We start from the raw sequence: 20,689 nt of genomic DNA on the forward strand, positions 1-20,689 counted from the left end.
GGGGCCGATGCATGTACCGGTGCACATGCGGGAGTTGTCATGCGTTTGCGATGGCACTCTCTCCGAAAATCGGACCGGGAGCGAACTCTCCCTGAAGCAATCACCCGAACGGGCTAACGCTGCGGTGGTTGCTGTCCGGTGGGGTGAGGTGGGGTGGGGTATTCGCCTTCAACTACCGGGAACTACGGGGGGTTTACCGCCTGTGGTTCCGAAGGTCGGGGACCCGGCCTCCGGTGCGGAACCCCCGGGGACGGGGCGGGTGCGGAGCCAGTACGAGCGGGCGGCGAGGGCCAGCGCCACCCCGTACACGGCGAACGCGGACAGGCCGACCCAGGCGACCAGCAGTGTGTCCTCCGGGGTGGGGAAGTCGCCCCGGCGCATCGTCACCACGTCCGCCGTCGCCAGGGCGCAGTACCCGAGTCCGAGCACCCCGTACGGCAGGAGCGTGGCCGCTCCGATCAGGGCCGGGGCGAGCGGGAGCGGGCGCGGGACGCGGCGGCCGCGCAGGAATGTCGTCCAGCGGGGGAAGACCTGGCCCCAGGGGCGGACCAGCCCCCACAGCAGGAACACTCCCAGGGCGGCGAGCAGCACGGTGGCGTCCAGGCCCCAGGACTCCAGGGTGAGCCAGAGGTCCGGGACGCCGTTGCGTTCGGAGGTGGCGCGCATCTCGGCGCCGGTCATTCCGGCGAAGGTGCCGCCGAGTGCCCAGTTGAGTTTCATCGCGATGTACGGGAGGAAGGCCACCGTCCCCACGCAGGCGGTGAGTTGGAGCGGGCGTGGTGCGGCGGCGGGGGGCGGTGGGGTGGTCGTGCCAGCGGTCGGGGGCCGTCCGGCCCGTGCGGTGGCGGTGAGCAGGAGTACTCCGGCCGCCGCGAGCGCGTGGTTCGCGGCGGCGGGCCAACTGTCCACGCTCTGGCCGAACATCAGCGTGATCACGTCCATCAGCAGGCTGAACGCCGCGATCGCCGTGAGTCCGGCGAGTGCCCGGAGCGCGGTGCCCAGTGGTCGTCGGGGGCCGAGACGGGTGACGGCCGCGCAGGTCGCTGTCGCCAGGGCGCCCAGCGCGGCGACCGCCCAGCCCAGGGCCGGGGGGCCCGGGTCCGGACCCAGTTGGAACAGCGGCGTCCCGCTCAGCGCACCGGCCAGCCCGAGGGCGGTGTACGCCACCGCCCAGCACAGCGCCGCCCGGCCGGCCCACTCCGTGGGCCGGGGCACTCTCTTCGTCCTCGCGACATCCGTCATGCTCCGAACGTCCCATCGGCCGCGATCGCCGGGCGTCGCCCCGCGGTCCCGATCGCCTCCCCCGGTGGGGTGAGGGCGGGTACGGACCCAGGTATGAGTGGGGTGACTTGGGTGACCTCCCTCAGAGGTCCGCCAGGGGCACCTCCGCCCAGACGGTCTTCCCGGGTGGTGGTCCGGGTGTGACGCCCCAGCGTTCCGCCAGGGCCTCCACGAGCAGCAGTCCGCGTCCCGATTCGGCGTCCGCCGCCGGGAGCCCGGCGCCCGGCATCCGGTCACCGGCGCTGTCGCTCACCTCGATCCGGAGCGTCGTGTCCGTGACGCTGAGCGAGAGCCGGAAGCCCGTACGCCGGTCGCTGCCGTGGAGCGCGGCATTGGCGGCGAGTTCCGCGACGACGAGTGCCGCCGGGTCCAGGGGCAGCCCCCAGGCCCGCAGTCGGCATTCCGCGAGCAGCCGGGCGAGACGGGCGCCCACGCGGGTCGAGGACAGTTCGGTCTCGAACGTGCGGGTGGGGGGTGTGGTGGGGGTGGGGGCGGTTGCGGGGGTGGGGAGTTCGGAGAGTTCTTGGTTCACATCACTCAATGTCGCCGTACGTGTTTGGGCTGTTGAGCGACTTGGGGGCTACGTACGGTGACTGTCCGGGCTTTGTCCGGGGGTGTCCCGGCTGTCCGGGGCGGGCGGTATGGGGCAGCGAGGCGGTGGCGTCAGGCGGACTTGCGTAGTTCGTCGGTGGTGACGATCCGGAGGAACGGGGGGATGGTGGCGGCGACCGCGGCGGCGAAGACGAGGAAGGCGACCCGGGTCCCGAACGCTTCGGCGAGGACGCCGATCAGGCCCGCTCCTATCGGCATTCCGCCCCAGCCGATGAGCCGGGCGGCGCTGCTGTAGCGGCCCATGAGGGCGTCGGGCACGGTGTTCTGGGCGATGAGGCGTGAGTTGACCGTCCAGAGGGTGCCGCCCATCCCGCCGAGGAACGCCGCGGTGGCGACCGCCCAGACCTGGGTGGTGAGCACGGGGACGGCCATCATCGCCAGGGTTCCGAGCAGGTCGGCGAACATCGCCCAGCGGCGTCCGAGCAGCCGGTTGATCCGGGTGACGGCGAGTGTGCCCGCCAGCCCGCCGACGCCGAGCGCGCTGAGCACGATGCCGTACTGCCGCGCGTCCAGGCCCATCGTCTCCTTCGCGACCAGGGGCATCAGGGCCAGCCACGCGCCCCAGCTCGCGCCGAGGACGGTCAGGATGAGGGTCGTTGTGCGGAGCAGGCGGTGGTGCCAGAGGTAGCGGAGTCCTTCGGTGAACTCCCGGGCCCTGGGTGCTCTGCCGGTCCGCGGTGCTGTCCCGGTCCCGGTGCCTGTCTCGGTCCCCGTCCCCGTCCCCGTCTCGGTCCCGGTCCCCGTCCCGGGTTCCGTGGGCGCCTCGTCCTTGGTGGTGCGCACGGCGCGGAAGCGGCCGGTGAGCAGGAGCAGGAGGAGGGCCGCGGCGAGGTAGGCGACCCAGGTGGAGCCGAGCGCGATACCGGTTCCGGCGGTGAGGAGCAGTCCGCCGATCATCGGTCCGCAGAACTCGTTGGCGGCGGTCTCGACCCCGGCGATCCACGCGTTCGCGCGTTCCCGTTCCGCGCGCGGCACGAGTGCGGGGATCAGCGCGGTCTCCGAGGTCTGGGCGATCACTTCCGCGGTGCCGAGGACCGCGCCGACGGCCGCCAGCGTCCCGATGGTCGTGCTGTCGCTGGTCACGGTCTGTATCAGCCAGCCGATCGCCAGCAGCCGTATCCCGCCTGCGAGCCAGAGCAGCCGGCGGCGGTCCGCGCGGTCGGCGAGGACTCCGGCGGGCAGCGAGACGAGCAGCCAGGGCAGCGTCAGGGCCAGCGCGACCGCCGCGACCTGGCCGGGGGAGTCGGTGATCCCGGTCGCCAGTACCGGCAGCGCGATCTTGATGATCCCGTCCGCGAGGTTGGTGACCGCGGTGAGGGCGAGCAGGACGACGGTGTTCCGTGTGCCGGGTGTGCCGGGTGTGCCGCGCGGATCGGGTGGATCGGATGCGGGGGCGGCTTCGGTCTTTTTGACGGGCCGGGTCCGGGTGCTCATGTCATGTGCCCTAACCGCCTAAGTGGTTTGACTGGTTAATTGTGCGAAGCCTGCCAGCCGGGGTTTCACCAGTCAACCCGTTAGACGGTTACTCTTGGGGAGTCCGGTTCCCCCTCCTGAAGGTCACCCATGCTCGAAGCACCGTCTTCGGCCCAGCTGGTCGAAGCCTTCGTCAACACCGTCGATGTGGAGCTCGGCACCGACGACCTCGCCGTGCCCGACCAGCTCCCCGCCTGGCTGGCGGAGCGGGGACTGCTCCCGTCCGGCACCCTGGTCACCACCGAGGAACACCAGCTCGCCCTGCGGCTGCGGGACGGCATCCGCGAGAACCTCGGCGTCCACACCGGCGACACCCCCGATCCCGGCCTGCTCCGGGACGCCGACGAAGTCCTCCGCCGCCTCCCTCTGGTCGCCACCCTGCGCCCCGGCAGCCGGGCCACGCTGGAACCGGCACCCGGACTCACCCCGGTCCGCCACGCTCTGGCCGCCCTCGCCGTCGCCTGGACCGAGCTCACGGTCACCGGCGAGGCCGCACGCCTCAAGCGCTGCGCCGAACACACCTGCGCCTGGGTCTTCTGGGACTCCTCCAAGAACCGCAGCCGCCGCTGGTGCTCCATGCGCGTCTGCGGCAACCGCACCAAGGCCCGCCGCTACGCGACGAAGCGGACTTCGGTACCTGGAACGGCTGGCTGAGCCGCGGGGTACCTGAGCGGGTCCGCCGCCGAACTCCCCGCCGGTACGGACGAGGCCCCCGTTCCGGTGGGTCTGCCCCTGGACGGGGCGAGTGCCGGGACGGGGGCCTTGGCGGTCGCCGCCCGGGAGCTGTGCGGTCGTACGGATCTCCTCCTGGCTCAGCTCATCCCGTGCAGCGTCGAAGGACTCCGCTACCTGGGCGGGCCGACCGAGGTCGGGGCGGCAGCTTGCGGTCCGACCACGGATCTCGCCGGGCTTGATCCGGTACAGCCAGAGTGGCTCCAGCGGCACCGGCACCGGAACTAGCCTCAACGAGGTGAATCACACCAGCACCGACGACACCACCGCTGCCGCTCGCCTGCGGGACGAACTGGCCGACAGCCTGCGCGAGCAGGGCACCGTGGCAACCGATTCCGTGGACGCAGCGGTCCGGGCCGTGCCCCGCGATGTGTTCGTTCGCCAGTTCAAGCCCTCCGCGTCTCTGGAGGAGGCGTACGCCGACACGCCTGTCCACACCAAGTTCGACGACACGGGTGCGTCGATCAGCGCGGTGTCGCAGCCCTCGGTGAACGGGCTGATGCTCGAACTCACCCAGGCACAGCCCGGCATGCGGATCGAGGAATCGGGAGCAGGCAGTGGCCTGTTCGCCTCGTACCTTGCCCACCTCGTCGGAGACGAAGGGCACGTCACCACACTCGACGTCGACCAAGACCTCGTGGACGGCGCCCGAGCCGCCATCGAGAAGGCCGGAGTGCACAACGTCACTGTCGTCCTCGGCGATGGAGCGGCCGGCCACGTCGGCGGAGCCCCCTACGACCGGATCGTCGCCACGGTCGGTGCCCACGGCATCCCGCAGGCGTGGCTCGACCAGCTCGCCCCCGACGGCCGTCTCGTCGTACCGCTGCGTCTGCGCGGCAGTGTCTCCCGCGCCGTCGCCTTCGAACGGGACGGTGACGGGCACTGGCGCAGTGTCCGCAGCGAGATGTGCACCTTCATGCCCCTGCGGGCGGGCATCGCCGACGACCCCCGCCGCATCGTCTCGCTGACCTCTGACGACGCCGTCCGGCTCCAGTTCAACCAGGAGCAGGAGGCCGACGAGGAATCCCTTCGCGGTGTGCTGGACCAGCCGGGCAGCGAGGTGTGGTCCGAGGTGACGTTCCGGGGCCCGGAGTCGCCGGAATTCATGTGGCTGTGGCTCGCCTGCGCCATGGAGAACGCCCTGAGCCGGATGGAGGTCAACCGTGCGGCTGCCGGTGCCGCCCTGCTCCGGGAGGGATTCCGCCCCATGGCGGTGGCCGAACAGGGCAGTCTCGCCTACCTGACCCTGCGCAAGGCCGACCTCGCCGAGGACGGCGGCCAGCTCTACGAAGCCGGCGCCATCGGCCACGGCCCCGGCGGCAAGAAGCTGGCCGAACAGGTCGCCGAGGAGATGCGCATCTGGGACAAGGATTTTCGTGGTCGTGAGGTGACCTTCGAGATCCACTCCCTCGACGCCCCGCCGCTCCCTCCGAAACCGGGCCGCTTCGCCTTCGACAACCCGATCAACCGGATCGTCATCACCTGGGCGTGATGTGGACGCCGTCGACGGCACTCTGCCGCACACTCCGTCGCGGCTGACCTGGTCCCACTGGCGGTGCAAGGGCCGCGATGGGTACGCGGCGTGGTGATCGTCCGGACGGTGAGGGCAGTCGGCAACCCGAATCCATGAAGCGGACGGGGCTGCTGGGCGTCGACACCAGAGGACCCGGGCATCGCTCGTTCGGGCGTTTTGCCGCCGGGTTCGACCGCCTGTCCCGTCGCGGGTGCGTAGAACGTGGTGGCATGGGACTCGGAGACTTCCGCCGAGGCCGCAGTGGGCTTTCACCCTCGTGCTCTCCGAGCCGCTCACGCCGGAGCAGAAGGACTTCCTCGACGGGCTGGACAGGTTCGCGGACGGCGAGATCGGGCTGACCGAGGGACCAGGCCGCTCGGCCTTCCTCTGCGCGATCCCCGCCGAATCCCTCGACGCCGCCGTGGCGAACGCCTTGGCGCGGTTCGAGGACTTCCCTGGTGTCCTCGTTCGCCGCGTCGAGCTGGACGAGATCGCGCTGGACCAGAACAGCATGGCGACCCCGGCTGTGTTCCCCGCGCCACCACCGGTGGAGGCATCACCGCTGTCGTGACACCGACAGGCAGCCCCACTGCCTAACGTTCGGAAGTAGTGGGGCGGGCGTCAGGTGGTCGCAGCGCCTGACAATGAAGCGAACCTCCGGACTCCGCCCGGGTGGTCCCCGCGATCAGGGAGGCTTTGATGCCGTCGAACGCGCCCAGCTTCGGTGAACTCCTCGGTGCTACCCGGCGCTCTGCCGTCCACCTGGAGATGCGTGACTCCTACGCGGCCACCGAGCGGTTCGAAGCATGGCGATGTGGAGAGCGCATCGACTGGGCGGACCAGGCGTCGTGGTGGCACCCGTATGACCAGTTGATCGCCGACACGGTCGCCCGAGGTGTGACCGTCCGACGTGCCCGGATCGTCTCGGAGCCAGTGAGCGAGTACATCCGCTGGGAGCACTACGTCACCCACGCCAACGTGACCGCTGGTGAGCAGGTCCGGTGGCTGCCCCGGAGGGCGGCAACCGGCCTTTCGCTCCCGGGCAACGACTTCTGGCTGTTCGACGGCACTCTGTTGCGCGTCCACCACTTCTCGGGTGACGGGGCCGTGGTCAAGGACGAGATGGTGGACGAGCTCACCATCGTGGAGCTCTGCGCCACGGCGTTCGAGAACGTGTGGGCCCTCGCGACCCCACACGCACAGTTCGCGCTCTGACGGCACTGGGGTTCATCTGAAGGACAGCGCTTTCTCCGTTCACGCCACCTCGTGTCAGTGGTTGCGTTTAGCCTGTGCGTGACGTTGGCCGCACGCACGGTAACTGGCCTATTGGTGTGCTGTGTTGGCTGAGAAGCGGGACCTGTACGGGCGGAGGTGCCTGGGTGGACAGCGGGACAACGGATGCGGCGGAAGCGGCGGGCGCGGGCGACGAGGACGGCTGGGAGGTCGACCCGGAGGACGAGATCGCGCCGGTCGTCCGTATGGTCGGCAGCCGGATGAAGGGGTGGCGCGAGGGCGCCGGGATGCGGGTCGTGGACTTCGCCAACGCGGTGGGATACGGCGAGGACCTGGTCCGCAAGATCGAGCGGGGCGAACGGATCGCCCGCCCCGAGTACCTCGACAAGGTCGACGCTGTGCTTCGCGCGGGCGGCAAGCTCGCAGCCCTGAAGGAGGACTTGGCGGCGGCCCAGTATCCGAAGAAGATTCGAGATCTGGCCAGGATGGAAGCGCAGGCGGCGGAGCTGTGCGCCTACGGCAATCACAACCTGCACGGCTTGGTTCAGACGAAGGAGTACGCGCGGGCGCTGATCGGCACGAGACGCCCTGCGTATTCGCCTGACGAGGTCGAACGCATGGTCGCGGGCAGAATGGCGCGGCATTCGATCTTCGAGCGCTCTCCCGCGCCTGAGCTGAGCTTTGTCCTGGAAGAGGTGACACTTCGCCGCCCGATCGGGGGCAGAATGGTGCTACGAGGGCAGCTCGAACATCTGTTGGAGGTGGGGCGGTTGCGGAACGTGGAAATACAGGTCATGCCAACGGCCACCGAAGACAACGCCGGGATGGGTGGGGAGTTGCAGACTCTTCGATTTCGGGATGGCTCTGGCGTGGGACGGCAGGACGGTGCCTTTGCCGGGCGTCCGGTCTCGGACCCTCGTCGGCTCAGGATCATCGAACTTCGGTATGGGATCATCCGGGCGCAGGCTCTCACACCGCGGGAGTCGCTGGCGTACATCAAGGATGTGTTGGGAGAGACATGATCCACAAGCCGACTGACCGGCATGGTGCTGAGCTGGCGTGGTTCAAGAGCAGCTACAGCAACAGCAGCGAGGGTGACACCTGCGTCGAGGTGGCGGACGTACTCGGTGCCGTGTTGGTCCGGGACTCCAAAAACGTCTCCGGCCCGCGTCTGGGCTTCGCGCCAACCACCTGGGCGGACTTCGTCTCGTATGCCTCTGAGTCATGAGCCGGAGGCCGGTCGCCGGGTGTGACGCGGGCTTGGCGTGGTTCAAGAGCAGCTATAGCGACAGCAGCGACGGTAGTGAGTGCGTCGAGGTCGCAGCGGCCTCTGACGCCGTGCTCGTCCGCGATTCCAAGGACGTGTCCGGCCCCTGCCTCGGGTTCACACGGACCACCTGGGCGGACTTCGTTCCGTACGCTGTCGAACGCTGATCGGGAGGGTCTGTGGTCCACGGACAGAGCAACCCGGCGTGGCGCAAGAGCACCTACAGCGAAAGCAGCAGCGGAAGCGAATGCGTCGAGGTCGCGGTCAGCGGTGATGTCGTACTGGTCCGTGACTCCAAGAGGGCTCGCCAGCCGCGCCTCGGGTTCCCGCCCGGGGCCTGGGCAGACTTCGTCGTGTTCACGGCCCAGACTCGCAAGAGGGGGCGCGAGTGAACAGCACGACCGCATCCGACCTGACGTGGTTCAAGAGCAGCTATAGCGACAGCAGCAACGGCGAGGACTGCATAGAGATCGCAGACACCCCCCACGCCGTACTCGTCCGCGACTCCAAGGACACCTCCGGCCCCCGCCTAGGGTTCACCCGCACCGCCTGGGCCGACTTCGTCCCGTACGCCGCGTCCCGCTGAACGTACCCGCGCCACCCGAACGGCCCCGTCCCCGACGGGGCCTTCCTCGTGCGCGCCACGCACCGCACCGCACCGCGCCACGCCACGCCACGCACCGCACCGCACCGCGCCACCCACCGCTCCGCGCCACCCACCCCCGAACAAGCCCAGCGCAGCGGCCCCGCATGAGTACCCGTACTCAAGTGAACTAAGTAGCCCATGGGCACCGAGAGTTGACCTCACCGGTAAGGTCCGGGGGCAAGAACCGGCCATGGCGAGGTGCTGTGCGAGGGCCGTGGTGCGTTGCCGTGGAGGGGGAGGGCTCGCGTGGCGTGGGACGAGTGGGACCGGATCAAGGCGGGGGTCGCCGAGCGGCAGTCCACGGGGACACAGCTCAACGGGGTGCCCGTCGAACCCGGTGAGGGGCCCAGTGCCGTCACCGGGGGGCTGAAGTCCAGCAAGAAGGCGTGGATCGCGGCGGGCGACGGGGTCGGGTCGCTGCGGACCAGCGTCAGCACCGCGGTCGGCAAGCTGGAGGACGGGCAGAGCGGGCTGGGGGCGACCGACGGATGTCTCACCGCCGCCGCGCAGAAGGACGTGCACGCCTCGTGGAAGAAGTACGCCGAGGCCGTCGGTGAACGCTGCGCGAGCCTTCAGAAGATCATGGAGCAGGTCGGGCACGACCAGCTCACCACCGACCAGGGCGTGAAGTCCGAGGTCGACGCGCTGAAGCGGGCGCACGCCGACACCGAGGCCGTCGGCGGCGACCCGGCGAAGGGACGGTGACGGGGGAGTGGACCTCCAGACCCTGAAGACGCTGAAGCCCGCCGAGTACGAGGGTGCCGCCGACGGCTACCGGGCCCTCGCGGACATGGCACAGACCTCGAAGGACCACATCGCGAACACCGTCGCCGCCGGGATGCGCAAAGCCCTGGAAGGCGACGCCGCGAAGTCCGCGCAGGGCGAACTCCAGGAAGTCGAGCGGAACTTCCAGTACACGCAGAACCAGTGCGCGGTGATCAGCACCGCGCTGAACGGCTTCGCCTTCGACATGGCCGCCGCCAAGCAGAAGCTGGACGCCGCGCTCGCGGACGCCGGGGCCAACAAGCTCACCGTGAACCCGGACGGGTCCGTGACGTATCCGCCGGGGCCGGACAAGGTCGACGGGAAGACACCCGACGGGGGTTCGACCGCAGGGTTCACCTCCCCGCAGGCGCAGGCCCTCGGGCGGCAGGCCGCGAACCTCAGCCGCAACCCGTACGCCGCCCTCGCCCAGGAGATCGCCGACCGGATCTCCACCGCGCTCAAGGAGGCGACGGCCGCCGACGAGAAGTGGGCGCCCAAACTGCGCGCGCTCAAGGCCGACGACGATCTGACCGTGTCCGCGCGGGACTGGTCGGACACCGCCTCGGACGCCGGCGGGGTGCGGAGCGCGGCCGATCCGTATCTGGACACGCTGAAGGACCCGCCCAAGGGCGGTTCGCCGGAGGACAACGCGCGCTGGTGGAAGGGGCTGGACGACGAGCAGCGGGACGCCTACCTCGCGATGAACCCGGCGAGCGTGGGCGCGCTGGACGGGCTGCCCGCCGATGTCCGGGACGAGGCGAACCGTACGGTGCTCGCCCAGAAGCACGGGCAGTACCAGGTGGCGTTCGGCGCCATCCCGCCGCCACCGGCCGAGCGGTACACCTGGATCAACGGCGGACGGATGCCGGTCAAGGTGCAGACGGACGAGTACATGGCGTGGGAGAAGAAGTACGGCGACGAGTACGCGCAGCTCAAGCAGTCCATCAAGGGCATGGAGAGCATCGAGGACCGGTTCGCGTCGACCGGGGTGGGCGGACTGCCGGAGGCGTATCTGCTGGGCTTCAGCGCCGAGGAGAACGGCCGGGCGATCGTCGCCAACGGCAACCCCGACACGGCCGACCACACGGCGGTGTTCGTGCCGGGCACCACGTCCAACCTGGGGAGCATCGGCGGGGACATCGGCCGGATGACCAACCTCTGGCAGGACGCCAGCACCGCCGCCCAGGGCGGTTCCGTCTCCACCGTCACCTGGCTCGGGTACGACGCCCCGCAGGACATCGTCAAGGACGCCCCGTTCGGGCACTACGCCGATGACGGGGCACCCGCGTTCAATCAGTTCCTGGACGGCCTCGACGCCTCCCGGACCGCCGACGGGCCCGGGCACACCACGGCGATCGGCCACTCGTACGGCACGACGCTGATCGGCTCGGCCGCCCGGCAGGGCGAGCTGAACGCCGACGACGTGGTCTTCGCGGGCAGCCCGGGGGTCCAGGTGGGCTCCGCCGAACGGATGGACGTGCCCGAGGGCCGGGTGTGGAACCAGGAGGCGCCCGGGGACGTGGTGCCGGACATCGGCCGTTACGGTCACGGCGGCAGCGAGTGGCGGCTCGGCGGCGGGGTATGGCTCATCCCCAGCGACGAGGCGTTCGGCGCCAATCAGATGACCACCGATACCGAGGGTCACAGCGACTACTGGAAATCCGGCACCACCAGCCTGTGGAACCAGGCCCAGGTCGTCGCCGGACAACACGGGAACGTGAAGCTTGAGGACTGACAGCCTCCGCCGGACCGACAGCACCCGCCGGACCGACAGCCTCCGCCGGGCCGTCGGCGGCACCCGGCCCGGCGGCAGCCCCTGGACCGACAGCACCCGCCGGACCGACAGCCTCCGCCGGGCCGTCGGCGGCACCCGGCCCGGCGGCAGCCCCTGGACCGGCAGCACCCGCCGGCCCGGCAGCGCCGAGCCCGGCGGCGGCCCCCGGTCGGGCGGCACCCCACGGCCCGGCGGCACCCCACGGCTCCGCCGGTCCCCGCGGGCGCGAGCCCTCGCGCCCGCCCTCGCACTCGCACTCACCACGATCACTGGATGCGGCATGGACGACTCCGGAAAGACCGACGCCCCCGTCCCCTCCGCGGGGACCAGCGGCGTCGAGGACGCCACCCGCGACACCCGGAAGGTCTCCAGCGATCTGCTGGACCTCATCGGGGTGAAGGGCAAGGTCACCGAGCCGGGGCCCCGGGTCGGTGAGTGCGGGGACGGCCAGGACCGGGAGACCCACTTCCAGATGCGGCACCCCTGGAGCCTCACCCCCGCGTCGGGCAAGCAGCTCGACGGGGTCATGGAGCGGCTGCGGGAGCGGCTGCCCGAGCAGGGCTGGAAGATCGTCCAGTACGAGCGGGACACCAGCCGCAACAAGAACCTGAATCTGACCGCCGACCACGACGAGCGGAAGTTCAGTGTGAACGTGGTCCATCTGGCGAGGAACGAGCCGCCCGCGCTCTCCGTCACCGTGGTCTCCGGCTGCTACCGGGTGCCCGAGGGGGAGAATGTCGACCGGTTCTGACCGGAGCGGGCTTCCGGACGGCTCAGGGGCTGGTCAGGGGCCGTCCGTGCGGGTCCGGCGGTGACCCGGTGCGTCCTCGTGCGTAGCCGTCTGTGACCTGGGGTACCCTCTACGGCTCGATTGGCCAGGGCGAGGGCCCGTGTGGCAGACTATCCGGGTTGCTCGGTTGAGTATCGATGCTGCGCGCCTCCCGCCGGGAGGACCGGAAGCGAGTCCCACAGTACTCGTCGCCTTTATCTGCCTTTTCGGGCAGCGCTGGGGCGGACGTACGGGAATCTTTCGGGAAGTGTCAGTGAGGTGCCGGCCAGGCGCCCGGTGGGTGGTTTTCATCCCCGGCCCGCGGTCCGTGACCGCGTGTCTCTCGCAGGGACTCCCTTTTCCAGGGAGATTCATGTTGGTGAGACCGCGACACACCCGACCGCGTGGGTCGGAGAAGAGGACCGCTTCACAGCCCCCCGGGTTCCAGAGCGTTCACTAGAGACAGGACTACCAAGTAGCCATGGCGGGACAGAAGATCCGCATCCGGCTCAAGGCCTACGACCACGAGGTCATCGATTCCTCGGCGAAGAAGATCGTCGAGACGGTGACGCGTACTGGTGCGTCGGTCGCGGGCCCGGTGCCGCTGCCCACTGAGAAGAACGTGTACTGCGTCATCAAGTCGCCGCACAAGTACAAGGATTCTCGCGAGCACTTCGAGATGCGCACGCACAAGCGCCTGATCGACATCCTCGACCCGACGCCCAAGACCGTTGACTCTCTGATGCGACTCGACCTCCCGGCCGGTGTCGACATCGAGATCAAGCTCTGAGGGGTCGGTGTAACGAGATGACCAAGCAGATCAAGGGCATCCTGGGCGAGAAGCTCGGCATGACCCAGGTCTGGGACGAGAACAACCGTGTCGTCCCCGTGACCGTGGTCAAGGCCGGACCCTGCGTTGTCACCCAGGTCCGTAAGAATGACATCGACGGCTACGAGTCGGTCCAGATCGCCTTCGGCGAGATCGACCCGCGCAAGGTGAACAAGCCCCTCAAGGGCCACTTCTCCAAGGCCGACGTCACCCCTCGCCGCCACCTCGTCGAGATCCGTACCGCTGACGCCAGTGAGTACACCCTCGGCCAGGAAGTGACCGCCGAGACCTTCGAGGCCGGCATCAAGGTCGACGTGACCGGCAAGAGCAAGGGCAAGGGCTTCGCCGGTGTCATGAAGCGTCACAACTTCAAGGGCCTCGGCGCCGGACACGGCACCCAGCGCAAGCACCGCTCGCCCGGTTCCATCGGTGGCTGCGCCACCCCCGGCCGGGTCTTCAAGGGCCTGCGCATGGCCGGTCGCATGGGCAACGAGCGGGTCACCACCCAGAACCTGACCGTCCACGCCGTTGACGCGGAGAAGGGTCTGCTGCTCATCAAGGGCGCGGTCCCCGGTCCGAACGGCGGCCTCGTCCTGGTCCGCACAGCGGCCAAGGGGGCCTGAGGTAACGATGAGCACCATTGACATCCTTTCGCCCGCAGGCGACAAGGCCGGGTCCGTCGAACTCCCCGCGGAGATCTTCGACGCCAAGGTCAGCATTCCGCTGATCCACCAGGTCGTTGTCGCCCAGCTGGCCGCTGCCCGCCAGGGCACGCACAAGACCAAGCGACGCGGAGAGGTCCGCGGCGGTGGCCGCAAGCCCTACCGCCAGAAGGGCACCGGCCGCGCCCGTCAGGGCTCGACCCGCGCTCCGCAGTTCGTCGGCGGTGGCGTCGTCCACGGCCCGCAGCCGCGTGACTACTCCCAGCGGACCCCGAAGAAGATGAAGGCCGCCGCCCTGCGCGGTGCCCTCACCGACCGGGCCCGCAACAGCCGTATCCACGTCGTCACCGGCGTGCTTGAGGGCGACAACCCCTCCACGAAGGCCGCGAGGACCCTCTTCGGCAAGATCAGCGAGCGCAAGAACCTGCTCCTGATCGTCGAGCGGGCCGACGAGGCCGCGTGGCTGTCCGCCCGCAACCTGCCCCAGGTGCACATCCTGGAGCCGGGCCAGCTGAACACGTACGACGTGATCCGCTCCGAGGACGTGGTCTTCACGCAGGCCGCCTTCGAGTCCTTCGTGTCTGGCCCCACCACGGCCGATGAGACCGAAGGGAGCGACGCCTGATGGCCACGCGTCACCCGAGCATTGCCTCCAAGGCGGCCAAGGCCGCCAAGGCCGCGCGCCTCGCCAAGGCGAAGCGCCACGCCACGGAGGGCAAGAACACCGTCGAGACCCCGCTGAGCAAGTCCTTCACGGATCCCCGTGACGTGCTCCTCAAGCCGGTCGTCTCGGAGAAGAGCTACGCGCTTCTCGACGAGAACAAGTACACGTTCGTCGTGGACCCGCGTGCCAACAAGACCCAGATCAAGCAGGCCGTCCAGGCGGTCTTCGAGGTCAAGGTCACCGGGGTCAACACGATCAACCGCCAGGGCAAGCGCAAGCGCACCCGCACCGGTTTCGGCAAGCGCGCCGACACCAAGCGCGCCATCGTGACCCTCGCCGAGGGCGACCGTATCGACATCTTCGGCCAGGCCTCCTAACGGAGCGCCTTGGTCCGATATCGGACGAGGACTGAGAAATGGGTATCCGCAAGTACAAGCCGACGACTCCGGGCCGTCGTGGGTCCAGCGTCGCCGACTTCGTCGAGGTCACGCGGTCCACGCCGGAGAAGTCGCTGGTCCGCCCGCTGCACAGCAAGGGCGGCCGTAACAACGCCGGTCGTGTGACCGTTCGCCACCAGGGTGGCGGACACAAGCGCGCCTACCGAGTGATCGACTTCCGTCGGCACGACAAGGACGGCGTGCCGGCGAAGGTCGCGCACATCGAATACGACCCCAACCGCACCGCGCGCATCGCGCTGCTGCACTACGCGGACGGCGAGAAGCGTTACATCCTCGCCCCCCGCAACCTGTCGCAGGGCGACCGCGTCGAGAACGGTCCCGGGGCCGACATCAAGCCGGGCAACAACCTTGCCCTGCGTAACATCCCCGTCGGTACCACGATCCACGCGATCGAGCTCCGTCCGGGCGGCGGCGCCAAGTTCGCCCGCTCCGCCGGTGCCTCCGTGCAGCTGCTGGCGAAGGAGGGCGCGATGGCCCACCTTCGTATGCCTTCCGGTGAGATCCGCCTGGTCGACGTGCGCTGCCGCGCCACCGTCGGCGAGGTCGGCAACGCCGAGCAGTCCAACATCAACTGGGGCAAGGCCGGCCGTAAGCGCTGGCTGGGCGTCCGCCCGACCGTTCGCGGTGTGGCGATGAACCCGGTGGACCACCCGCACGGTGGTGGTGAGGGCAAGACCTCCGGTGGTCGCCACCCGGTCTCCCCGTGGGGTCAGAAGGAAGGCCGTACTCGTTCGCCCAAGAAGGCGTCGAACAAGTACATCGTCCGCCGCCGCAAGACGAACAAGAAGCGCTAGGAGCGGGTTTTCAGATGCCGCGCAGTCTCAAGAAGGGGCCCTTCGTCGACGACCACCTGATCAAGAAGGTGGACGTACAGAACGAAGCCGGCACCAAGAACGTCATCAAGACCTGGTCCCGTCGCTCGATGATCGTCCCGGCCATGCTCGGCCACACGATCGCGGTGCACAACGGCAAGACCCACATCCCGGTGTTCGTCACCGAGTCCATGGTCGGCCACAAGCTCGGCGAGTTCTCGCCGACGCGCACCTTCCGGGGTCACGTGAAGGACGACCGGAAGTCGAAGCGCCGCTAAGCGCGGGGTGCAACGACCTATGACGAACGTGTCAGACACTGAAGGGACAACCATGGAAGCCAGGGCCCAGGCGCGGTACATCCGCGTCACGCCCATGAAGGCCCGCCGCGTGGTGGACCTCATCCGTGGCATGGATGCCACGGAGGCTCAGGCGGTCCTGCGTTTCGCCCCGCAGGCCGCGAGCGTGCCGGTCGGCAAGGTGCTGGACAGCGCCATTGCCAACGCCGCGCACAACTACGACCACACGGACGCCACTTCGCTCGTCGTGAGCGAGGCGTACGTCGATGAGGGCCCGACCCTGAAGCGGTTCCGGCCGCGTGCCCAGGGCCGCGCCTACCGGATCCGTAAGCGGACCAGCCACATCACCGTGGTCGTCAGCAGCAAGGAAGGAACCCGGTAATGGGCCAGAAGGTTAACCCGCATGGGTTCCGGCTCGGTATCACCACGGACTTCAAGTCCCGCTGGTACGCCGACAAGCTGTACAAGGACTACGTCAAGGAAGACGTCGCCATCCGTCGGATGATGACGTCCGGCATGGAGCGCGCCGGTATCTCCAAGGTGGAGATCGAGCGCACCCGTGACCGTGTCCGCGTGGACATCCACACCGCGCGTCCGGGCATCGTGATCGGCCGCCGTGGCGCCGAGGCCGACCGCATCCGCGGTGACCTCGAGAAGCTCACGGGCAAGCAGGTCCAGCTCAACATCCTTGAGGTCAAGAACCCGGAGACGGACGCTCAGCTGGTGGCCCAGGCCGTCGCCGAGCAGCTGTCCTCCCGTGTCTCCTTCCGCCGCGCCATGCGTAAGAGCATGCAGTCGGCGATGAAGGCGGGCGCCAAGGGCATCAAGATCCAGTGCGGTGGCCGTCTCGGCGGCGCCGAGATGTCCCGCTCGGAGTTCTACCGCGAGGGCCGTGTGCCCCTGCACACGCTCCGTGCGAACGTCGACTACGGCTTCTTCGAGGCCAAGACGACCTTCGGCCGTATCGGTGTGAAGGTCTGGATCTACAAGGGCGACGTCAAGAACATCGCCGAGGTCCGCGCCGAGAACGCCGCCGCCCGTGCCGGCAACCGCCCGGCCCGTGGTGGCGCCGACCGCCCGGCCGGCCGTGGTGGCCGCGGTGGCGAGCGGGGCGGCCGTGGCCGTCGGCCGCAGCAGCAGTCCGGTGGGGCTGCCGAGGCTCCCAAGGCCGAGGCTCCCGCCGAGACCGCCGCTCCGGCCGCTGAGAGCACCGGAACGGAGGGCTGACCCATGCTGATCCCCCGTAGGGTCAAGCACCGCAAGCAGCACCACCCCAAGCGGCGTGGTCAGGCCAAGGGCGGCACCACGGTCGCGTTCGGTGAGTACGGCATCCAGGCCCTGACGCCTGCGTACGTCACGAACCGGCAGATCGAGGCCGCTCGTATCGCGATGACCCGTCACATCAAGCGTGGCGGCAAGGTCTGGATCAACATCTACCCGGACCGTCCGCTGACGAAGAAGCCCGCCGAGACCCGCATGGGTTCCGGTAAGGGTTCCCCCGAGTGGTGGGTCGCGAACGTTCACCCCGGTCGGGTGATGTTCGAGCTGTCCTACCCGAACGAGAAGATTGCGCGTGAGGCGCTTACCCGCGCTGCTCACAAGCTTCCGATGAAGTGCCGCATTGTCCGGCGCGAGGCAGGTGAAGCGTGATGTCGGTCGGTACCAAGGCGTCCGAGCTGCGCGAGCTGGGCAACGAGGAGCTCCTCAACAAGCTCCGCGAGGCCAAGGAAGAGCTGTTCAACCTCCGCTTCCAGGCGGCGACGGGCCAGCTGGAGAACCACGGTCGGCTCAAGGCCGTCCGCAAGGACATCGCCCGGATCTACACCCTCATGCGTGAGCGTGAGCTCGGCATCGAGACGGTGGAGAACGCCTGATGAGCGAGAAGAACGTGACTGAAGAGAACGCCGCACGCGGCTTCCGCAAGACCCGCGAGGGCCTTGTCGTCAGCGACAAGATGGACAAGACCGTCGTCGTCGCTGTCGAGGACCGCGTCAAGCACGCGCTGTACGGCAAGGTCATCCGCCGTACCAACAAGCTCAAGGCGCACGACGAGCAGAACGCCGCGGGCGTCGGCGACCGTGTCCTCCTCATGGAGACCCGGCCGCTGTCCGCCACGAAGCGCTGGCGCATCGTCGAAATTCTTGAGAAGGCCAAGTAATCGCTTGAAGGGGTAACCCTTCGAGTCCAGTTCCGCCAGGCTCGGCGAGCTCCGTGAATCGACTTACGGAGCTCGCCGGGAACCGGCAGACAAACAGGAGATAGACGTGATCCAGCAGGAGTCGCGACTGCGCGTCGCCGACAACACGGGGGCGAAGGAGATCCTTTGCATCCGTGTTCTCGGTGGCTCCGGTCGCCGCTACGCGGGCATCGGTGACGTCATCGTCGCCACCGTCAAGGACGCGATCCCCGGTGGCAACGTGAAGAAGGGTGACGTCGTCAAGGCCGTCATCGTTCGCACCGTCAAGGAGCGCCGCCGTCCCGACGGCTCGTACATCCGCTTCGACGAGAACGCCGCCGTCATTCTGAAGAACGACGGCGACCCTCGCGGCACCCGTATCTTCGGCCCGGTCGGCCGTGAGCTGCGCGAGAAGAAGTTCATGAAGATCATCTCCCTCGCGCCGGAGGTGCTGTAAGTATGAAGATCAAGAAGGGCGACCTGGTTCAGGTCATCACCGGTAAGGACAAGGGCAAGCAGGGCAAGGTCATCGCGGCCTTCCCCCGTGAGGACCGTGTTCTCGTCGAGGGTGTCAACCGGGTCAAGAAGCACACCAAGGCCGGTCCCACGGCCCGCGGTTCGCAGGCCGGTGGCATCGTGACCACCGAGGCCCCTGTCCACGTGAGCAATGTTCAGCTCGTGGTGGAGAAGGATGGCCAGAAGGTCGTCACCCGCGTCGGTTACCGCTTCGACGACGAGGGCAACAAGATCCGCGTTGCCAAGCGGACGGGTGAGGACATCTGATGACGACCACCACCATTCCGCGGCTCAAGACGAAGTACCGCGAGGAGATCATCGGCAAGCTGCGTGAGGAGTTCTCGCACGAGAACATCATGCAGGTGCCGGGCCTCGTCAAGATCGTGGTCAACATGGGTGTGGGCGACGCCGCCCGCGACTCCAAGCTGATCGAGGGTGCCATCAAGGACCTCACCACGATCACCGGCCAGAAGCCGGCCGTCACCAAGGCCCGCAAGTCCATCGCGCAGTTCAAGCTGCGTGAGGGCCAGCCCATCGGCGCGCACGTCACGCTGCGCGGCGACCGCATGTGGGAGTTCCTGGACCGCACCCTGTCGCTGGCGCTCCCGCGTATCCGCGACTTCCGCGGCCTGTCCCCCAAGCAGTTCGACGGCCGTGGCAACTACACCTTCGGTCTCACGGAGCAGGTCATGTTCCACGAGATCGACCAGGACAAGATCGACCGCGTCCGGGGTATGGACATCACCGTGGTCACCACGGCGACCAACGACGCTGAGGGCCGTGCGCTCCTTCGTCACCTCGGCTTCCCCTTCAAGGAGGCGTGAGCGAGATGGCGAAGAAGGCTCTCATTGCCAAGGCCGCCCGCAAGCCCAAGTTCGGTGTGCGCGCGTACACCCGCTGCCAGCGCTGTGGTCGTCCGCATTCCGTCTACCGCAAGTTCGGCCTGTGCCGCGTGTGCCTTCGTGAGATGGCCCACCGTGGCGAGCTGCCGGGTGTGACCAAGAGCTCCTGGTAGTTCCTCTCAGGAACCACCGGACGCTCTCGGTAGGCATGGGGCAGGCAGATGCCCCGCTCTCCATGGCTTAGGCTGGGAGGGTTGGGCGTCTGCCGCCCGTACGCATGCGGGTCCCAGTGGCCCGCTGACAACGCTTACTACGCCGTAGGTCCCCGCGCCGCACCCGTCCCGCCCCAGTGTGGGGAGAGGGATGGCGCATACAGGAAACCCCGGCGAGAGAGGCCGAAGGCCAATTCATGACCATGACTGATCCGATCGCAGACATGCTTACCCGTCTGCGGAACGCGAACTCGGCTTACCACGACGACGTGGCCATGCCGCACAGCAAGATCAAGTCGCACATCGCGGAGATCCTCCAGCAGGAGGGCTTCATCACGGGCTGGAAGGTCGAGGACGCCGAGGTCGGCAAGAGCCTCGTCCTGGAGCTGAAGTTCGGCCCCAACCGTGAGCGCTCCATCGCGGGCATCAAGCGGATCTCCAAGCCCGGTCTCCGGGTGTACGCGAAGTCCACCAACCTGCCGAAGGTGCTCGGCGGCCTGGGCGTGGCCATCATCTCCACGTCGCACGGGCTCCTCACCGGCCAGCAGGCAGGCAAGAAGGGCGTAGGTGGGGAAGTCCTCGCCTACGTCTGGTAGTCGGGAACGGAGGAATAGCTAATGTCGCGTATTGGCAAGCTCCCCATCACGGTTCCCGCCGGCGTGGACGTCACCATCGACGGCCGGACGGTCTCGGTTAAGGGTCCCAAGGGCTCCCTTTCCCACACCGTCGTCGCGCCGATCGACATCGCTAAGGGTGAGGACGGCGTTCTGAGCGTCACCCGCCCCAACGACGAGCGTCAGAACAAGGCCCTGCACGGCCTGTCCCGCACGCTGGTGGCGAACATGATCACCGGTGTGACCCAGGGTTACGTGAAGAAGCTCGAAATCAGCGGTGTCGGTTACCGCGTCCATGCGCGGGGCTCCAACCTGGAGTTCGCGCTGGGCTACAGCCACCCGATCATGGTCGAGGCGCCCGAGGGCATCACCTTCAAGGTGGAGTCCCCGACCCGTCTCTCGGTCGAGGGCATCGACAAGCAGAAGGTCGGCGAGGTCGCGGCCAACATCCGCAAGCTTCGCAAGCCCGACCCGTACAAGGCCAAGGGCGTCAAGTACGAGGGCGAAGTCATCCGCCGCAAGGTCGGAAAGGCGGGTAAGTAA

General features: G+C 68.5%; 32 protein-coding genes. 29 read left to right on the top strand and 3 right to left on the bottom strand.

Features of this window, described 5'->3' with window-relative positions:
* Positions 1-168: 168 nt before the first annotated feature.
* The 3 genes from OG711_RS23620 to OG711_RS23630 all read right to left on the bottom strand — a co-directional run bounded on the left by OG711_RS23620 (position 169) and on the right by OG711_RS23630 (position 3,327).
* The gene (locus OG711_RS23620; RefSeq protein WP_329560277.1) at positions 169-1,242 is read right to left on the bottom strand and encodes a hypothetical protein; all 1,074 of its coding nucleotides are present in this window, start codon (positions 1,240-1,242) and stop codon (positions 169-171) included.
* Between the two features lie 121 nt (positions 1,243-1,363).
* A complete protein-coding gene (locus OG711_RS23625) occupies positions 1,364-1,813 on the bottom strand; it encodes an ATP-binding protein (protein WP_405674011.1) in 450 nt (149 codons plus the stop codon).
* A 131-nt stretch (positions 1,814-1,944) separates the two neighbouring features.
* The gene (locus tag OG711_RS23630) at positions 1,945-3,327 is read right to left on the bottom strand and encodes an MFS transporter (RefSeq protein WP_329560278.1); all 1,383 of its coding nucleotides are present in this window, start codon (positions 3,325-3,327) and stop codon (positions 1,945-1,947) included.
* A 129-nt stretch (positions 3,328-3,456) separates the two neighbouring features.
* Here OG711_RS23630 and OG711_RS23635 point away from each other — a divergent pair, with 129 nt between their 5' ends.
* The 29 genes from OG711_RS23635 (at position 3,457) to rplF (ending at position 20,689) form a co-directional block, all read left to right on the top strand.
* Positions 3,457-4,020, top strand: a complete 564-nt coding sequence (locus tag OG711_RS23635) for a CGNR zinc finger domain-containing protein (RefSeq protein ID WP_329560279.1) — start codon at positions 3,457-3,459, stop codon at positions 4,018-4,020.
* 316 nt (positions 4,021-4,336) lie between these two features.
* On the top strand, positions 4,337-5,590 hold the full coding sequence (gene fxlM / locus OG711_RS23640; protein ID WP_329560280.1) for a methyltransferase, FxLD system: 1,254 nt from the start codon (positions 4,337-4,339) through the stop codon (positions 5,588-5,590).
* A gap of 298 nt (positions 5,591-5,888) precedes the next feature.
* Complete coding sequence (locus OG711_RS23645) at positions 5,889-6,182, top strand: hypothetical protein (protein ID WP_329560281.1); 294 nt, start codon at positions 5,889-5,891, stop codon at positions 6,180-6,182.
* A 128-nt stretch (positions 6,183-6,310) separates the two neighbouring features.
* Positions 6,311-6,826, top strand: coding sequence for a DUF6879 family protein (locus OG711_RS23650; protein WP_329560282.1), 516 nt, complete (start codon positions 6,311-6,313; stop codon positions 6,824-6,826).
* A 164-nt stretch (positions 6,827-6,990) separates the two neighbouring features.
* Positions 6,991-7,866 carry a helix-turn-helix domain-containing protein gene (locus OG711_RS23655; RefSeq protein WP_329560283.1) on the top strand — a complete coding sequence of 292 codons (876 nt, stop codon included), beginning with the start codon at positions 6,991-6,993 and terminating at the stop codon, positions 7,864-7,866.
* Positions 7,863-8,072: a DUF397 domain-containing protein gene (locus OG711_RS23660; protein ID WP_329560284.1), complete on the top strand. Its 210-nt coding sequence runs from the start codon at positions 7,863-7,865 to the stop codon at positions 8,070-8,072. The genes OG711_RS23655 and OG711_RS23660 overlap by 4 nt, the downstream gene beginning before the upstream one ends.
* The gene (locus tag OG711_RS23665) at positions 8,069-8,278 is read left to right on the top strand and encodes a DUF397 domain-containing protein (RefSeq protein ID WP_329560285.1); all 210 of its coding nucleotides are present in this window, start codon (positions 8,069-8,071) and stop codon (positions 8,276-8,278) included. The genes OG711_RS23660 and OG711_RS23665 overlap by 4 nt, the downstream gene beginning before the upstream one ends.
* 12 nt (positions 8,279-8,290) lie before the next feature.
* Positions 8,291-8,503 (top strand): DUF397 domain-containing protein, encoded by a 213-nt coding sequence (locus tag OG711_RS23670; protein ID WP_329560287.1) that lies wholly within the window; start codon positions 8,291-8,293, stop codon positions 8,501-8,503.
* Positions 8,500-8,697 (top strand): DUF397 domain-containing protein, encoded by a 198-nt coding sequence (locus OG711_RS23675; RefSeq protein ID WP_329560289.1) that lies wholly within the window; start codon positions 8,500-8,502, stop codon positions 8,695-8,697. Before OG711_RS23670 ends, OG711_RS23675 begins: the two co-directional genes overlap by 4 nt.
* A gap of 306 nt (positions 8,698-9,003) precedes the next feature.
* Positions 9,004-9,462, top strand: coding sequence for a hypothetical protein (locus OG711_RS23680; RefSeq protein WP_266516453.1), 459 nt, complete (start codon positions 9,004-9,006; stop codon positions 9,460-9,462).
* Between the two features lie 7 nt (positions 9,463-9,469).
* Positions 9,470-11,257: an alpha/beta hydrolase gene (locus OG711_RS23685; protein WP_329560291.1), complete on the top strand. Its 1,788-nt coding sequence runs from the start codon at positions 9,470-9,472 to the stop codon at positions 11,255-11,257.
* Positions 11,247-12,047 carry a hypothetical protein gene (locus tag OG711_RS23690; protein WP_329560293.1) on the top strand — a complete coding sequence of 267 codons (801 nt, stop codon included), beginning with the start codon at positions 11,247-11,249 and terminating at the stop codon, positions 12,045-12,047. The genes OG711_RS23685 and OG711_RS23690 overlap by 11 nt, the downstream gene beginning before the upstream one ends.
* A 499-nt stretch (positions 12,048-12,546) precedes the next feature.
* Complete coding sequence (rpsJ, locus tag OG711_RS23695; protein WP_003948644.1) at positions 12,547-12,855, top strand: 30S ribosomal protein S10; 309 nt, start codon at positions 12,547-12,549, stop codon at positions 12,853-12,855.
* 17 nt (positions 12,856-12,872) lie between these two features.
* Entirely contained in the window at positions 12,873-13,517 is a 645-nt protein-coding gene (rplC, locus tag OG711_RS23700; protein ID WP_073792878.1) for a 50S ribosomal protein L3, read from the top strand.
* Between the two features lie 7 nt (positions 13,518-13,524).
* Positions 13,525-14,181: a 50S ribosomal protein L4 gene (rplD, locus tag OG711_RS23705; RefSeq protein ID WP_073792877.1), complete on the top strand. Its 657-nt coding sequence runs from the start codon at positions 13,525-13,527 to the stop codon at positions 14,179-14,181.
* Complete coding sequence (rplW, locus tag OG711_RS23710; protein ID WP_073792876.1) at positions 14,181-14,597, top strand: 50S ribosomal protein L23; 417 nt, start codon at positions 14,181-14,183, stop codon at positions 14,595-14,597. Before rplD ends, rplW begins: the two co-directional genes overlap by 1 nt.
* 38 nt (positions 14,598-14,635) lie before the next feature.
* A complete protein-coding gene (rplB, locus tag OG711_RS23715) occupies positions 14,636-15,472 on the top strand; it encodes a 50S ribosomal protein L2 (RefSeq protein ID WP_073792875.1) in 837 nt (278 codons plus the stop codon).
* A 14-nt stretch (positions 15,473-15,486) separates the two neighbouring features.
* On the top strand, positions 15,487-15,768 hold the full coding sequence (rpsS, locus tag OG711_RS23720) for a 30S ribosomal protein S19 (RefSeq protein ID WP_003948639.1): 282 nt from the start codon (positions 15,487-15,489) through the stop codon (positions 15,766-15,768).
* Positions 15,769-15,820: 52 nt separating this feature from the next.
* Entirely contained in the window at positions 15,821-16,168 is a 348-nt protein-coding gene (gene rplV, locus OG711_RS23725) for a 50S ribosomal protein L22 (protein WP_073792874.1), read from the top strand.
* Complete coding sequence (gene rpsC, locus OG711_RS23730; protein WP_073792873.1) at positions 16,168-17,013, top strand: 30S ribosomal protein S3; 846 nt, start codon at positions 16,168-16,170, stop codon at positions 17,011-17,013. Before rplV ends, rpsC begins: the two co-directional genes overlap by 1 nt.
* Before the next feature lie 3 nt (positions 17,014-17,016).
* A complete protein-coding gene (gene rplP / locus OG711_RS23735; protein ID WP_033319640.1) occupies positions 17,017-17,436 on the top strand; it encodes a 50S ribosomal protein L16 in 420 nt (139 codons plus the stop codon).
* On the top strand, positions 17,436-17,660 hold the full coding sequence (gene rpmC, locus OG711_RS23740; RefSeq protein ID WP_073792872.1) for a 50S ribosomal protein L29: 225 nt from the start codon (positions 17,436-17,438) through the stop codon (positions 17,658-17,660). The genes rplP and rpmC overlap by 1 nt, the downstream gene beginning before the upstream one ends.
* Positions 17,660-17,944 carry a 30S ribosomal protein S17 gene (rpsQ, locus tag OG711_RS23745; RefSeq protein WP_073792871.1) on the top strand — a complete coding sequence of 95 codons (285 nt, stop codon included), beginning with the start codon at positions 17,660-17,662 and terminating at the stop codon, positions 17,942-17,944. Before rpmC ends, rpsQ begins: the two co-directional genes overlap by 1 nt.
* Positions 17,945-18,050: 106 nt before the next feature.
* A complete protein-coding gene (rplN, locus tag OG711_RS23750) occupies positions 18,051-18,419 on the top strand; it encodes a 50S ribosomal protein L14 (RefSeq protein ID WP_003998823.1) in 369 nt (122 codons plus the stop codon).
* A 2-nt stretch (positions 18,420-18,421) separates the two neighbouring features.
* Complete coding sequence (gene rplX, locus OG711_RS23755; protein WP_073792870.1) at positions 18,422-18,745, top strand: 50S ribosomal protein L24; 324 nt, start codon at positions 18,422-18,424, stop codon at positions 18,743-18,745.
* Positions 18,745-19,302, top strand: coding sequence for a 50S ribosomal protein L5 (gene rplE, locus OG711_RS23760; RefSeq protein WP_073792869.1), 558 nt, complete (start codon positions 18,745-18,747; stop codon positions 19,300-19,302). Before rplX ends, rplE begins: the two co-directional genes overlap by 1 nt.
* A gap of 5 nt (positions 19,303-19,307) precedes the next feature.
* On the top strand, positions 19,308-19,493 hold the full coding sequence (locus tag OG711_RS23765) for a type Z 30S ribosomal protein S14 (RefSeq protein ID WP_003956452.1): 186 nt from the start codon (positions 19,308-19,310) through the stop codon (positions 19,491-19,493).
* Positions 19,494-19,729: 236 nt separating this feature from the next.
* Positions 19,730-20,128, top strand: coding sequence for a 30S ribosomal protein S8 (gene rpsH / locus OG711_RS23770; RefSeq protein ID WP_073792868.1), 399 nt, complete (start codon positions 19,730-19,732; stop codon positions 20,126-20,128).
* 21 nt (positions 20,129-20,149) lie between these two features.
* Complete coding sequence (rplF, locus tag OG711_RS23775) at positions 20,150-20,689, top strand: 50S ribosomal protein L6 (protein WP_073792867.1); 540 nt, start codon at positions 20,150-20,152, stop codon at positions 20,687-20,689.

It is taken from the genome of Streptomyces uncialis (assembly GCF_036250755.1).
Classification (GTDB): Bacteria; Actinomycetota; Actinomycetes; order Streptomycetales; family Streptomycetaceae; genus Streptomyces; species Streptomyces uncialis.

What these genes read in the sequence shown, in the direction of transcription:
- rplB (WP_073792875.1), top strand. Translation starts at nt 14,636, where the DNA reads ATGGGTATCCGCAAGTACAAGCCGACGACTCCGGGCCGTCGTGGGTCC.
- rplE (WP_073792869.1), top strand. Translation starts at nt 18,745, where the DNA reads ATGACGACCACCACCATTCCGCGGCTCAAGACGAAGTACCGCGAGGAG.
- OG711_RS23620 (WP_329560277.1), bottom strand. Translation starts at nt 1,242, where the DNA reads ATGACGGATGTCGCGAGGACGAAGAGAGTGCCCCGGCCCACGGAGTGG.
- rpmC (WP_073792872.1), top strand. Translation starts at nt 17,436, where the DNA reads ATGTCGGTCGGTACCAAGGCGTCCGAGCTGCGCGAGCTGGGCAACGAG.
- rpsS (WP_003948639.1), top strand. Translation starts at nt 15,487, where the DNA reads ATGCCGCGCAGTCTCAAGAAGGGGCCCTTCGTCGACGACCACCTGATC.
- rpsQ (WP_073792871.1), top strand. Translation starts at nt 17,660, where the DNA reads ATGAGCGAGAAGAACGTGACTGAAGAGAACGCCGCACGCGGCTTCCGC.
- rplF (WP_073792867.1), top strand. Translation starts at nt 20,150, where the DNA reads ATGTCGCGTATTGGCAAGCTCCCCATCACGGTTCCCGCCGGCGTGGAC.
- rplC (WP_073792878.1), top strand. Translation starts at nt 12,873, where the DNA reads ATGACCAAGCAGATCAAGGGCATCCTGGGCGAGAAGCTCGGCATGACC.
- rpsH (WP_073792868.1), top strand. Translation starts at nt 19,730, where the DNA reads ATGACCATGACTGATCCGATCGCAGACATGCTTACCCGTCTGCGGAAC.
- rplV (WP_073792874.1), top strand. Translation starts at nt 15,821, where the DNA reads ATGGAAGCCAGGGCCCAGGCGCGGTACATCCGCGTCACGCCCATGAAG.
- rplX (WP_073792870.1), top strand. Translation starts at nt 18,422, where the DNA reads ATGAAGATCAAGAAGGGCGACCTGGTTCAGGTCATCACCGGTAAGGAC.
- rplD (WP_073792877.1), top strand. Translation starts at nt 13,525, where the DNA reads ATGAGCACCATTGACATCCTTTCGCCCGCAGGCGACAAGGCCGGGTCC.
- OG711_RS23765 (WP_003956452.1), top strand. Translation starts at nt 19,308, where the DNA reads ATGGCGAAGAAGGCTCTCATTGCCAAGGCCGCCCGCAAGCCCAAGTTC.
- OG711_RS23635 (WP_329560279.1), top strand. Translation starts at nt 3,457, where the DNA reads ATGCTCGAAGCACCGTCTTCGGCCCAGCTGGTCGAAGCCTTCGTCAAC.
- rplW (WP_073792876.1), top strand. Translation starts at nt 14,181, where the DNA reads ATGGCCACGCGTCACCCGAGCATTGCCTCCAAGGCGGCCAAGGCCGCC.
- OG711_RS23665 (WP_329560285.1), top strand. Translation starts at nt 8,069, where the DNA reads ATGAGCCGGAGGCCGGTCGCCGGGTGTGACGCGGGCTTGGCGTGGTTC.
- rplP (WP_033319640.1), top strand. Translation starts at nt 17,017, where the DNA reads ATGCTGATCCCCCGTAGGGTCAAGCACCGCAAGCAGCACCACCCCAAG.
- rpsJ (WP_003948644.1), top strand. Translation starts at nt 12,547, where the DNA reads ATGGCGGGACAGAAGATCCGCATCCGGCTCAAGGCCTACGACCACGAG.
- OG711_RS23660 (WP_329560284.1), top strand. Translation starts at nt 7,863, where the DNA reads ATGATCCACAAGCCGACTGACCGGCATGGTGCTGAGCTGGCGTGGTTC.
- OG711_RS23650 (WP_329560282.1), top strand. Translation starts at nt 6,311, where the DNA reads ATGCCGTCGAACGCGCCCAGCTTCGGTGAACTCCTCGGTGCTACCCGG.
- rpsC (WP_073792873.1), top strand. Translation starts at nt 16,168, where the DNA reads ATGGGCCAGAAGGTTAACCCGCATGGGTTCCGGCTCGGTATCACCACG.
- OG711_RS23630 (WP_329560278.1), bottom strand. Translation starts at nt 3,327, where the DNA reads ATGAGCACCCGGACCCGGCCCGTCAAAAAGACCGAAGCCGCCCCCGCA.